This window comes from Acinetobacter sp. CIP 102529 (assembly GCF_000368325.1).
GTDB lineage: Bacteria > Pseudomonadota > Gammaproteobacteria > Pseudomonadales > Moraxellaceae > Acinetobacter > Acinetobacter parvus.
On the sequence record NZ_KB849355.1, the window covers coordinates 1,701,803 to 1,715,044 of the forward strand.

Sequence of the window (13,242 nt, forward strand, 5' to 3'; positions counted from 1 at the left end):
TCCTCTAAAATTTTAACGGTATTGTGCAAGATATTGTTCGAAGCTGATGTCGTTATCTTGTTCAAGTTGCACCTGTTTTTGCAACGATGTTTGCGCTAATTCTGCAAAATATTGTTGTCTTTCTGCACTCAGCTGATGTTGCTCATAACGATTGACATGTTGTTGAGCCATAACACTCCCAAAGCTCCATGTCCCACCATGATCCAAAGTATCTTTAATCACATGCGCGGAAAGCGTATTGTCAACATGATCTAAACGCTGCTGCATCACTTGGATTGCCTCAGAATATAACTGTGAACCATCCATTTGATCTAACAAAATAGCGCAGTCTTGAATCGCATTTAAATGACGCTGAGCCCAATCATGAAGTGAAACTATTGTTTCACCTTCTATAATTTTAGCATCTACTGCACGTCCACGATTAACCACTTCAGTTTGATTATGATCAATTTGCTCTTGCTCTTCTGCAAACAAATCAGGACTGTCATTTAATAAACAATACAATGCTAAACTTTCAAGAAAACCCGCTGAAATTTCATCAATTCCAATCGCACTATAAGGGTTCACATCTACAGCACGTAATTCTACATATCCAACACCACGATTCTTCAATGCTTGTGATGGAGTTTCACCCGCTTGTGGTACTTGCTTCGGACGAACTAGACTGTAGTATTCATTTTCGATTTGGAGTACATGGTCATTGATTTGAATCGGCTCACCTTGTTCATCATTTAAACCTAAATCGGTAAATTCAGGATAAGGGGTATGTACCGCTTTTTGTAATCCCTCAAGATAATCGTGTAGATCGTTGTAATGAATACCTAATTCTTTTTGCGCTGAGTTTTGATAGCCTAAACGTCCCATACGCAAAGCTGTTGCTTCTGGTAAATATAATGTTCCTTTAACCAACGGCTGCAAGTGATGCTCACGCCCTGTTAAAAAGCAACGACAAACCGATGGGCTTGCCCCTAAAAGATACATAACCAATGGAGTAAGTCGGATAAAGTTCCGAATCAGGCCAAAATAGCGGTGACTACGGTAATCTTGCGGACTGAGTTGTTTTAATTCTGGCTTGGTTTCATGTTGTTGCAATACTGCAAACAATTGATCAGGGAAAGATAAATTGTAATGCACACCAGAAATGGTTTGCATACGGCGACCATAACGCACACCTAAACCATGACGGTATAAGGTTTTAAAGCGGCCAATATTAGAAGTGCCGTACTGTGCTAATCGGATATTTTCTTCATTATCATCCAACATACACGGCATGGACAGTGGCCATAGACGCTCACCATCTTCTAGCTGCTGATGTACCACGCTATGAATATCCCTGAGTTCATTTAACGCGGCGGCAATGCTAGTTTGTGGGTTGGTGATAAACTCCATCAACGCTTCGGAATAATCTGTGGTGATATGTGGATGGGTCAGTGCCGAGCCTAAAGCTTTTGGATGATTTTTTTGTGATAAAAATCCATTGCTTTGCATACGCAGACTTTCACGCTCTATACCACGCAGCATCCCCTTGAATAGCGAGGCATCTACCCACGTTGGTATCACAGAGGCGGAAAGTGTGCTGGGTTGATTCATATTATATGCTCGCTTGTTCAAGATCAGCCGACCAACGAAATGGCAACGACTTTGTCGAGTAGATTGGATTTGAATAATAGCAATCCTTTCGACTCAGCCAATTATAACGACAATTATGGCCTAGTCACCTGATTGTATTGGTTTAGCTTGGCAATTTTTAACACAATCCGATTATATAAAACACGCTGAAATTGTGATTTTATTAAAAATAAATCTTCCGATGGATATCCACCCATGCAAGCCCAAGACATTCTTGATTTCTGGTTTGATCCTGACCACCGTTCACTCTGGTTCGCCAAAAGTGATGAATTTGATGCAAAAATTCGTGAGCGTTTTCAAGCAATTCATCATCAGGCTATACAGGCTGAACTGTGGTCATGGCGCAAGACCGCCGAGGGACGCTTGGCAGAAATCATTGTGCTGGATCAATTCTCCCGAAACCTGTATCGCGACCAGCCACAGGCTTTTGCCCATGACAGCATGGCACTGATGCTGGCGCAGGAGGCGATTAGCCTGCAACTGGATGCCCAGCTCAGCCCTGATCATCGCTCATTTTTATATATGCCATTTATGCATAGTGAATCTAAATTAATGCATGAGTTTGCTTTAAAACTGTTCCAACGTTTAGGGAACGAAATTAATTTGAGCTTTGAAAAAAAGCATAAAGTGATTATTGACCGTTTTGGGCGCTATCCACATCGCAATGCGATTTTAGGGCGAAGCTCAAGCGCAGAGGAACTTGAATTTTTAACCCAACCGAACAGTAGCTTTTAGGACCATCTTCCCAGACGCTGAAAAACAGGAATTGCCTATGAAAACCTTATTGATGTGCACACCGCTCCTTGTCGCACTGACATTTACAGGCTGTGCCAGTGTCCCATCACAACCCAGAACATTCGACCAACTTGGACAGTTCACCGCTTATCCATTAAATAACAAAACTTACCGTGTGGGTTTTCAGGCTGATCGTAATTTGAGTTATGGTACAGCCGAGGAGATAACGTTGTTAAAGGCGGCACAAACCACTGTCAAAAACGGTTTCCGTTATTTTACCGTTGTTGATGATCCAAGTAATGCACGTCACAAGACACAACGCCAAGCTGTGATTTATCCGACACCCTCTTATTACCCATATGGTTATTATCGCCGACATCCTGCCTTTTGGCCTGATCCATTCTATGATATGCCTCAAGTGGTCAATCTTGATCCAATCCAAGTGTCGTATACTATTGAGTGTTTTCAGACTCAGCAGCAATCGCCTGACGCATTTGATGCGCACCTCATTTTGCAATCATTAGGGCAAAAATACGGATTGAGTCCAACAGGAGACGTGTTGCAGCCCCCTGCGCCATCTCAAAGCAAAAAGTAAATTGATAAGGATGACTCAATGAATTCAGTCGAAGAAATTCACGTACCGAGCCTGCAAAAAAGTAAGTACTTCGCCACTATGGCATTGATCATTGCGGTTATAGCATGGATTGGCTTAATGGTCGCGGCGCATTTTTTACCTGAATATAAATGGGTCATTCATATTTTTATGTTAGGTGCGGAAGCAGGTGTAGTTGGTGGGCTAGCTGATTGGTACGCTGTCACTGTGCTTTTCCGTAATCCTTTTGGAAAAATGCCTTTACCCAAACTATTGCGTGACCATACCGAAATCATTCCACGGAATAAGGCTCGAATTGCAGAATCAATGGGTCGTTTTGTACAAGAAAACTTTTTATCTCCTCAAATTGTTGAACGCAGTTTAAAAAATGCCGACCTCAGTTTGGCCGTCGGTCAATGGCTAGCTACCCCTCAAAATAACCAGCAAGTCGTACAGATGATTCAACATACTGTACCGAAAATTTTTGAATTTGTGAGCCAAGATCAAATTGCCCACTTTGTGCAAAACAATAGTGTGCAATGGGTACGCAGTACCAAAATCAATAAATTAGCCAGCGAAATGTTACGTGCCGTTCTGGAAAATGACTTCCATCAGGATGTGCTACAGCGTGGCCTTGATCTGGCCCATCAATGGATTGTGTCGCATCCTGAACAGGCACGCAACCTGTCACGCAAACTGTTTCAGGAACTCGGTGTCTGGAAACTTGCCAAAGGCGCAAGCTGGATTGGCATTGATGTGCAGCAGCGCACCATTGACTCACTGATTGAAAAGGTTGAGTCCATGCTGGCTAATCCTGAACATCCGTGGCGGCAGGACATTGAAACCACCACGCATAATCTGATGTTGCAGCTTGCGGACAGCAACAGTGAAGCCAGCAAGCGCTTAAATCAGAGCAAGGATGATGTGCTGGACAGTCCACAGGTGCTGAACTTTATCAGTGGTGCAATTGCCATTCTCTGTGATGCGGTCAAAACCGACTTGATGCAGGCAGATTCAGGTATTGCCAGCAATTTACAGGCGGCATTACAACAATTGGGCGAAAGCCTGGTTCAGAATGAAAAAGTGCGTCAGGTTCTGAATGAGAAAATGGTCGGTTTGGCAACCAACTTTAGCGAACAATATAGCGACAAGATCATCCGTTATATCAGCGAACGTATCCACGAGTGGGATTCACGGGAAATGATTGCCAAAATCGAAAGTGAGGTCGGTGGTGACTTACACATGATTCGCGTCAATGGCGTGATTGTCGGGGCATTTATTGGCTTGGCACTGGGTGTGATTCGTGCCATTGTTGAAAATGTTTTATAAATAGCAATATAACGATAGGGGATTTACTCCTCATCGTTATGCAGATTGCGCCAGTTGTTGCTTGCTTTGCTGGTAATATCGAACCAGTGCATCGGTGTCCTGCTTTAGGAACGCAGTGAGGTAGGTTTTGACCTGTACCAGAGAAAGCTGCTTAAACTGAACCGTCTCTTTCGCCTGAAGCGTAATCAACCCAAATATTTGTTTTTTAGCAACAACTACAGGAATGTCTGTCTTGATGATAAAGTTAAGTTCCTGAGATGATCCGTAGGTATTCAATACAATTTCTATGGTCCGTTGGGTCTTCTCATCTGTGATGGTAAAGGTCGGACTGGCACCATCCAGTTGCAACCAGCAGCTTAACTGCTGTTTCCAGCCCATTCGGTCAAATCTGGTCAATATCCCAATGGTATTCAAAGTCCCAAACTGCTCCACATCATTGAGATCAATATGATGCGGATAGCGTATTTTTAAATCGAAACTGTCCATTGCCTGATGTCCCATTTCACTATAATTGGTATTTAATTGAACCGCTCGATAGAAATTATAGCGCTTTACAGCAGCAACTAAAATAGCGTATCATCATGAAAAACAACAAATTTTTTAGACAATTTCAATAAAAAATGACCAATTCCGTCACTATTGTTTTTATTCAGACACAATTACCTGTTTTTACTGACCTAAGCCACATTTTTCAGTCAATTAACGGCAAACCTCAACATTTACTATACAATCACTGCAAAACAAAACGTCAATCAGGTTAAAAAACAATGTTGCAGCTTCAGTCAAAACTCCCAAGCCAAGGCGTGACCATTTTTAGCGTGATGACTGAACTTGCACAACGGCTCAATGCCCTAAACCTGTCACAGGGCTTTCCCGATTTCCCAGCACCGCCTGCCCTGATTGAAGCCCTCTGTCAGGCCACCCAGTCAGGATACAATCAATACTCTGCGGGTGATGGTCTACTGGCATTACGTGAGCAACTGGCGCAGCAATTTCTACAGCGTGACCAGCTACAGCTTGATCCCATCACTGAGATCACCATTACCCCAGGCGCAACCATCGCAATTTTCTGTGCTATTCAGGCCTGTATTCATGCAGGTGATGAAGTGATTATTTTTGACCCGAGCTATGACAGCTATGCCCCTGCAGTACAACTGGCAGGGGGGAAATCCGTTCATATTCATTTAGAAGCACCAACATTTCAGGTGAATTGGCAAAAAGTTAAAGATTGTATCAATGCAAAAACCCGCATGATCATTGTCAATACGCCGCATAACCCAACGGGTGCCATCTGGTCGGAACAGGACTGGCGGCAGTTGATTGAACTCATTCAAGATAAAAATATTGTGGTGCTGTCTGATGAGGTGTATGAACATCTGGTGTTTGATGGGCGGAAACACTACAGCGCGCTACAGTTTCCAGAACTGCGTGAGCGTAGTTATGTAATTGGCTCTTTTGGCAAAAGTTATCATGTGACGGGCTGGAAAACGGGCTATTGCGTTGCCTCAGCCAACCTGATGCGCCTGTTTCGCCAGATTTACCAGTTTGCCAACTTCTGCGGCACCACACCTTGCCAGATTGCGCTCGCTGATTATATGCAACAGCATCCTGAGCATATTCAGGAGCTTCCCGACTTTTATCAGGCGAAACGCGACCTGTTTAATGCCCAGATTGAAAACTCACGTTTTAAATTGATTCCATCGCAAGGTACTTATTTCCAAAGTCTGGACTACAGTGCAATCCGTCCTGACCTGAATGACATTGAAATGTGCCAGTTTTTAGCGGAACAGCATAAAATCGTCGCGATTCCAATCTCAGTATTTTATAAAAATGCACCAGATGATCTACGCCTGATTCGTTTCTGCTTTGCCAAAACCGACCAAACGCTGCAACATGCAGGTGAAATTCTGGTGCGTTGCTGATCAACAAAAAAATAAACCGAACAATCATGACTTCCACCTGACTGATGATGGTATGGTGAAAAAATAGATGTTTCAGGATGAAGCAAACTGAATGACACCACACCAACCTCTGGTGATGCAGCCAAACCTCTGGAAAACCTTTTTTGTCTTTCTGGTTCCCTTGATTGCTACCAATATTTTGCAGAACCTGTCGGGAACGATTAATACCATCTTTGTTGGGCAAATGATGGGCGTGGATGCCATTGCCGCAGTTTCAGTGTTCTTTCCAATCCTGTTCTTTCTGCTTGCCTTTGTGATTGGGATCTCGGCGGGAACAACCGTGTTGGTGGGACAGGCCTGGGGTGCACAGAATCTTGAGAAAGTGCGCTGTGTGATTGGTTCAACCCTGTTCATGACCCTGATTGGCGGGAGTGTGATTGCGGTTTTAGGCGTGATGATGGCTGAGCCCATGTTGAAATTGCTGGGTACAGATGCCAAGGTCATGCACCTGTCGCTACCCTATGTGCAATGGATGCTGGCAGGTAGCCCACTGTTATTTGTCTATATTATCTACACCTCAATTCTTCGCGGTGTCGGCGACAGTGTGACACCGCTGATCGCATTGAGCCTAACCAGCCTGATTGGTCTGGCGGTTACGCCTGTGTTGCTAAAAGGCTATTTTGGCTTTCCCGCCCTCGGGATTGTTGCACCAGCCATCGCAACCATTCTGGGTTATGCAGCCGTATTGATTTTTCTAGGGTTTTATCTCAATTATAAAAACCATCCACTGAAAATAGATGCGCGACTTTTGCAAAGCATTCGCCATGATGCAACATTAAGTAAACTAATCCTAAAGCTTGGTATCCCAACAGGCATCCAAATGGTGACAACTTCATTGGCAGGCTTAGTCATTATTGGTTTGGTTAATCATTATGGTGCACATGCCACTGCGGCTTATGGAGCAGTCAATCAGGTGCTGAACTATATCCAGTTTCCAGCGCTATCCATTTCAATTGCGGCTTCTATTTTTGCCGCACAGGCGATTGGTGCTGGCAAGCCCGATTTACTGGCCAAAGTCACCCGAACGGCTTTAGGAATGAATGTCATATTTACTGGCAGTTTGATCACTTTGGCTTACTTATTTTCCAAATATTTAATGGCGCTGTTTATTACCGATCACAGCGTGATTGAGCTTGGGCAGCAACTGTTGTTTATTGTACTGTGGGCTGTTTTATTCTTTGGGGCTAGCGCGATTTTTGCATCAATCATGCGGGCTAGTGGTACAGTGAATGTCCCAATGATGATCAATATTCTGACCATTATTTTAATTGAAGTTCCTTGTGCCTATTGGTTTAGTTCGTTATGGGGCTTAACGGGCATTTGGACGGCTTACGCACTTTCTTTTGTCTGCTTATGTGTATTACAAGCCTCTTATTATCAGTTCGTTTGGAAGAAAACCAAGATCAAAGTCCTTATTTAAAAATTTCTTTGATCCTCAAATAAAAAAGCCATTCTTTAAGAATGGCTTTTTTATGCTTGAAACTTACATCATTTTCGTTGCAATCGCTGCAAGACGTTGATAACCCGTTGGGAATAAACGCTGGAATGTATCCACAACGCGCGCATCTGTACCAATCAGCAGACGGCGTTTGTCTTTCAATACCGCATTAAGAATTTGACGTGCCGCCTCTTCTGGTGGAGTACGCAGGAACTTGTCAAACTGCTTGATGGACTTGTTCGGGTCCATGCCCAGACTCTTCAGGCTGTCATTCATCTTCGCTGCTTTTGCGATATTGGTGCGTATACCACCTGGGTGTACACAAAGAGAACTTACGCCACTCTTTTCAATATCAAGCTCCTGACGCAATGATTCAGTAAAACCACGTACCGCGAACTTGGTTGCGTTATAGGCAGACTGTGTTGGCTGCGAGGTTAGACCAAAAATACTGGAGATATTGATGATATGACCATCTTTGGTTTGCTTAATGAATGGCAAGAATTCCTTGGTGCCGTAAACCACGCCCCAGAAGTTGATACCTACGATCCATTCCAGATCTTCATAGCTTGCACCTTCCACAGTTGAGCCCAAAGCCACACCCGCGTTGTTGAAGATCATATTTACTGCACCATGATCATGTACCGTTTCCTGCGCCCACTGTTTCACCGCATCACGGTTTGAAACATCAAGCACCTTGGTGGTTACAGTCACTGGATATTGTTTTACCAGCTCAACAGTTTGCGCCAGTCCCTTTTCATTGATGTCACTCAATGACAAATGGCAGCCCTGTTTAGCCAATAAAACTGCGAGTTGCTGCCCAATCCCAGAACCTGCACCTGTGATCGCCGCGACTTTATTTTTAAAGTTTTTCATTGCCTATCCTTTGTATAAGGGTCTGTGAAATGCCAACAGACCCTATGAATGAGATGCACATAGTTCGCCCCAATCATGCGTTATCATGTGCAGTTTAAGCTGTAACCAATATAATTTTGACAATACATGTTGTCAATATAGTACAATGGACCTTTAAGACAAATGGCAATAACCAACACCTTACATGTCATAATAGGCCTATTTACATTTTATGGCCGAACATGGTTAAAAGAGACAAGATGGATTTTCAAAATTTGGTTATGCCAGGTCAGCACAACATTGTTGAAATACAGATAACCATGATCTACATGATTTAAAGACTTTTTATTAAGGAACGGTTTTCTCAATGGCAACTCAAGATCGATCGATACGCAAGAAAAATACGACTGATAGTAAAGAACGTCAGTTCAAGGGTCTCTCCTTGACTGAGCGCAAGCAAGCACGCCGTGAAAAACTAATTGAGGCAGGCATTGCCACGTATGGCACACAGGGATTCTTCTCCGTGACGGTTAAGGATGTCTGTAATGAAGCCAAGCTGACTGAACGCTATTTCTATGAATCATTTAAGAAAAGTGAGGAACTATTTCAGACGGTTTTCCTGAAAATGATTGAGAAAATGCAGACCTGCCTGACCCAGGCGGTACTCATGGCTGCGCCTGAACCGAACAACATGGTCACGGCGGGATTGTCCGCCTTACTCAGTACCATTAAGGATGATCCACGCATGGCACGGATCATTTATATTGATGCCATGCTGGTGCAGGATTTACATAACCAGGCCACCATTCAGGAAACCCTGACCCAGTTTGACCGTATTATTCAGGGCTTCGTGATGATCACCATGCCCAATGCCCCACAGAGTGCTGAAGGAGTGTCTTTAATGGCAACAGGGCTGAATGGCTATGTCACGCATATCATTATCCGTTGGGTTTCCGAGGGCTTTAAGCAGCCACTGGAGGATGTTTTGGCGGCCTGCTGTGCAGTGTTCCAGTCCTTTATCGAGACCACAGCCAAAAAAAATTAAAGTCGTTTTACAGTTTTATGACAGATACAGCCCTAAAACCGAGGTAGAGTTAAGCAAATGAATTGCATGGCTTTATTGATCGTTTAACTGTCATCATTTGGTCACTGCTCTGCCCCAAAACTGTCACAATTTATTGCTAAATTCGACTTTATCAGCTCTTTTGCAATGATATTGTCATAATTAATCTTTGTAATAAGCCTGTCATAACTAAAAAACCATATTTAAGGGTATTGCGCTGTGAAAGATGACTATATTTTAATTGTCGATGATGAGCTACCAATCCGCGAAATGATCCATACCTCTCTGGATATGGCGGGCTTCCAGTGTCTACAGGCGGAAGATGCCAAACAGGCGCACCAGATCATCGTTGATCAGCGCCCCGCACTTATTTTGCTGGACTGGATGCTTCCAGGGGGAGTCAGCGGTGTGGATTTGTGCCGTCGCCTGAAACGTGATGAAAATCTGGCAGAAATCCCAGTCATTATGCTAACGGCTCGTGGGGAGGAAGACCATAAGGTACAGGGTCTCGATGCAGGTGCGGATGACTACATGACCAAACCATTCTCCACCCGTGAACTGGTGTCACGCATCAAGGCGGTGTTGCGCCGTGCCAATGCGCTCAGCGGTGAAAAAGTGATTGATGCCAACGGCCTGATGCTTGATCCTGTCAGCCAGCGAGTTAGTTTTGGAAACAGTATCCTTGAGATGGGCCCGACTGAGTACCGCTTGTTGGCATTCTTTATGACCCATCCTGAACGTGCCTATACCCGTGCCCAATTGCTGGATCAGGTCTGGGGGGGTAATGTCTATATTGAGGACCGCACCATCGATGTGCATATCCGTCGCCTGCGCAAGGTGCTGGAACCATTTGGGGTGGATCGTTTTGTACAGACGGTACGCGGTACAGGCTATCGTTTCTCTACACGCGCTGATTTGGCAGCAGGTTAAAATCCTTTATGTATGAACCCTATCCCGTGCCTGAACTGGCACGTGAACACCAGCATTTTCGCTACAGCAGTTTATGGACGTTTGCAAAACAGGATTTAAGGCTGCTGCTGTTTTTCTTATTGATTGCAAGCTTGATTGGATTCGGGGTCGGATACTTCTGGAGCTGTGTTTTTATCGCGTTCGTGGTTTTTTTTGCCCTCCAGCTACGCTCGCTTTATCTGGTCAATGACTGGATTTCCAATCGCCCCTACGATGTGCCACCCAACCTCAATGGTATCTGGGGTGCATTGCTGTTCAATGTCTACCGTGCCCAGCGTCAGGAACGTATTGTTCAGGCGGAAATGGTCGGACTGATCGACCGCGCCCAATCATCTCTGGTGGCGTTGGCTGAGGCAGTGGTCTTGATTGATGACCAGCATCAAATTGAATGGTGGAATCCCGCTGCGGAAAAATTACTGGGGATTAGCCCATTGGACCGAGGGCGTAACTTGCTGGCGATTTTACGCCAACCCAACTTTATTGAATATTTCAAGCATAGTGATCAGGCACCCGATGGCATTCGTCTACAAGTCAAAATGGATGAAGAACATTATGTACAGGTGAAACTGACCCGTTTTGGGGGTGAAAGTCGGTTGCTGGTCGCCTATGACATTACCCGCATGCACAATCTTGAACAAATGCGTAAGGACTTTGTCGATAACATCTCACATGAACTACGAACGCCATTGACCGTGCTCAGTGGCTATATCGAAACCTTTACCGATCAGGATGACATTACCCCACGCTGGAAACGTGCCTTTACCCAAATGCAGTCACAAACCAAGCGGATGAATGCATTGGTCAACGATTTATTATTACTCTCCAATTTAGAAAATAATAAGAAAGTGGCAAAAAATCAGATTATTGATATGGCCAATTTAATGAACCAGATCTTCGATGATGCCCGTGCCTATAATCTGGATTATGGTCATACCCTGAATCTGGATATTGATAGCCACTGTGACCTCATCGGTTCAGATATGGAAATTGCCAGTGCATTCAGCAACCTGATTACCAATGCCATTAAATACACCCCTAAAGGTGGCATTATCACCATTGGCTGGCATGAAGATGGTGATCACGCCTACTTTACAGTGCAGGACACTGGTATTGGTATTAACCCCAAACACCTGCCTCGCCTCACCGAACGTTTCTATCGGGTGGACAGCGCACGTAGCCGCCAGACAGGCGGAACAGGTCTGGGCCTCGCCATTGTCAAACATGTGCTGATGCAACATGGCGCATATCTGGAAATCAGCTCGAAGGAAAATGAGGGTTCCACCTTTACCGCAGTTTTTCCGAAAGAACGTTTATATCGTATGATATAAAGAGCTACCCACGTTGTACCAAATGTAAAAAAGCCCGACATCCTGTCGGGCTTTTTTGTATTTCGCACTTTAGGTATAACTCCTGTCCTACCTCACGTCCTGATGCCTGAACTTATCATTTTTGTTTTATGTTCTGGAACTTCCTGTTCCTGATGGGTTCATAATAGGCAATTTTCTAGTGTATGAAAATGCGCCATTCACTGGAATTGGTGTAAGAAAAAGCGTACAGGGTTTTGTCTTATCCAATATTCTTTTCAAAACCTAACGACATCAATTGACGTAGTAGATAAATTCGTACTTTACTATAAATCACAGATAATTACATAATCATATTTAAAAAAAGGGGAAATTAATGAAAGTAATAATGATTAGAAGTCCAATGTCTGTGCTAGAAAAAGATCATATTGGATACGGTTGGACTAAAGTAAATTTTTCAAAATATGAAAATGCCACTGATGTAATTGCCAAAATTAATGAAGAATATACCAATGGTATTGGTAGACATTCCAATAGTATAAAAAGATTTTTTAACTTAACTACTGGAGATATTGTTGTCGTACCATTATCCAAAGCAATTGCCATTGGTATCGTAAATGGTAAAAAATCCTTTGATCAAAACCTGGCCAAGGCTAAAGCCTGCAATCTTATTTCAGTAAATTTCTTTAGAACTAATAATGGGCATATTCTACGAATACCTAGAAAATCCCTCACCCAAGGCTTTGAAAGTCGTCTAAAAGTAAGAAAGTCAAATACAAACCTGACTGATTTTAAAGAAGAAATTACTAGAATCATTGATTCTATAAAATCTAATGGTGCATATAAACAAGAAACATACCTGCTAGAGAAAATATCAGAAGCAGAGCAAAAATTTAAAAAAGATCTTCTTGACTCTATAACATCTGGAACAACCTGGTTGTCTGCTGGTGGAAATGGACTAGAACAACTGGTTAAAGAGCTTCTTGTTATTGAAGGTTATACGGCAACTATTCAACCTAAAAATCAATCTTCTGATATCTCTGATATAGATATTATCGCAAGTCGAGTAGACCGTTTTTCGGAATCTAATTTACTGATACAAGTTAAACACCATGCAAATATATCAGGTAGTCACGGACTTAAGCAATTGATGGCTTTCAACGATTTTGAGGATATGGAATACCAAAAGTGGTTTATAACTACAGCAGATATGACTGATTCATCATTGGATCTAGCTTCTCAAAACAACATTAGAGTTATGGTTGGTTCTGATTTTATTGATTGGGTTTATGAGAATATTTCGGATTTATCTTATGCAACAAAACAACAGTTAGGCATTATTGAAATACCACTACTTTTAAAATAGCCAT

General features: G+C 43.3%; 12 protein-coding genes. 9 read left to right on the plus strand and 3 right to left on the minus strand.

Annotated elements, in window-relative coordinates; translation table 11 throughout:
• Positions 1–12 precede the first annotated feature (12 nt).
• A complete protein-coding gene (gshA, locus tag F972_RS13540; RefSeq protein WP_004756876.1) occupies positions 13–1,590 on the minus strand; it encodes a glutamate--cysteine ligase in 1,578 nt (525 codons plus the stop codon).
• Between the two features lie 234 nt (positions 1,591–1,824).
• On the opposite strand from gshA, the gene F972_RS13545 reads away from it, so the two are divergent.
• Genes F972_RS13545 through F972_RS13555 form a run of 3 tightly spaced genes read left to right on the plus strand, consistent with a single transcriptional unit; the run spans position 1,825 to position 4,285 of the window.
• Positions 1,825–2,364, plus strand: coding sequence for a DUF924 family protein (locus tag F972_RS13545; protein ID WP_004683589.1), 540 nt, complete (start codon positions 1,825–1,827; stop codon positions 2,362–2,364).
• A gap of 37 nt (positions 2,365–2,401) precedes the next feature.
• Positions 2,402–2,959: a CC0125/CC1285 family lipoprotein gene (locus F972_RS13550; protein WP_004683590.1), complete on the plus strand. Its 558-nt coding sequence runs from the start codon at positions 2,402–2,404 to the stop codon at positions 2,957–2,959.
• Between the two features lie 18 nt (positions 2,960–2,977).
• A complete protein-coding gene (locus F972_RS13555; protein ID WP_004683592.1) occupies positions 2,978–4,285 on the plus strand; it encodes a DUF445 domain-containing protein in 1,308 nt (435 codons plus the stop codon).
• A 36-nt stretch (positions 4,286–4,321) separates the two neighbouring features.
• Here F972_RS13555 and F972_RS13560 read toward each other — a convergent pair whose 3' ends face one another.
• A complete protein-coding gene (locus F972_RS13560; protein ID WP_004683594.1) occupies positions 4,322–4,771 on the minus strand; it encodes a hypothetical protein in 450 nt (149 codons plus the stop codon).
• Between the two features lie 281 nt (positions 4,772–5,052).
• On the opposite strand from F972_RS13560, the gene F972_RS13565 reads away from it, so the two are divergent.
• Positions 5,053–6,207 carry a pyridoxal phosphate-dependent aminotransferase gene (locus F972_RS13565; protein WP_004756874.1) on the plus strand — a complete coding sequence of 385 codons (1,155 nt, stop codon included), beginning with the start codon at positions 5,053–5,055 and terminating at the stop codon, positions 6,205–6,207.
• Between the two features lie 91 nt (positions 6,208–6,298).
• On the plus strand, positions 6,299–7,666 hold the full coding sequence (locus F972_RS13570) for an MATE family efflux transporter (protein WP_004683597.1): 1,368 nt from the start codon (positions 6,299–6,301) through the stop codon (positions 7,664–7,666).
• Positions 7,667–7,729: 63 nt separating this feature from the next.
• Here F972_RS13570 and F972_RS13575 read toward each other — a convergent pair whose 3' ends face one another.
• Positions 7,730–8,557 carry an SDR family NAD(P)-dependent oxidoreductase gene (locus F972_RS13575; protein ID WP_004683598.1) on the minus strand — a complete coding sequence of 276 codons (828 nt, stop codon included), beginning with the start codon at positions 8,555–8,557 and terminating at the stop codon, positions 7,730–7,732.
• A 346-nt stretch (positions 8,558–8,903) separates the two neighbouring features.
• Between F972_RS13575 and F972_RS13580 the strand changes: the two genes are divergently transcribed.
• The 4 genes from F972_RS13580 to F972_RS13595 all read left to right on the plus strand — a co-directional run bounded on the left by F972_RS13580 (position 8,904) and on the right by F972_RS13595 (position 13,238).
• Positions 8,904–9,581: a TetR/AcrR family transcriptional regulator gene (locus F972_RS13580; RefSeq protein ID WP_004683600.1), complete on the plus strand. Its 678-nt coding sequence runs from the start codon at positions 8,904–8,906 to the stop codon at positions 9,579–9,581.
• Positions 9,582–9,818: 237 nt separating this feature from the next.
• A complete protein-coding gene (gene phoB, locus F972_RS13585; RefSeq protein ID WP_004679100.1) occupies positions 9,819–10,529 on the plus strand; it encodes a phosphate regulon transcriptional regulator PhoB in 711 nt (236 codons plus the stop codon).
• Between the two features lie 8 nt (positions 10,530–10,537).
• On the plus strand, positions 10,538–11,896 hold the full coding sequence (gene phoR / locus F972_RS13590) for a phosphate regulon sensor histidine kinase PhoR (RefSeq protein WP_004683602.1): 1,359 nt from the start codon (positions 10,538–10,540) through the stop codon (positions 11,894–11,896).
• Positions 11,897–12,248: 352 nt separating this feature from the next.
• Positions 12,249–13,238, plus strand: a complete 990-nt coding sequence (locus F972_RS13595; protein WP_004756871.1) for a restriction endonuclease — start codon at positions 12,249–12,251, stop codon at positions 13,236–13,238.
• Positions 13,239–13,242: the final 4 nt, after the last annotated feature.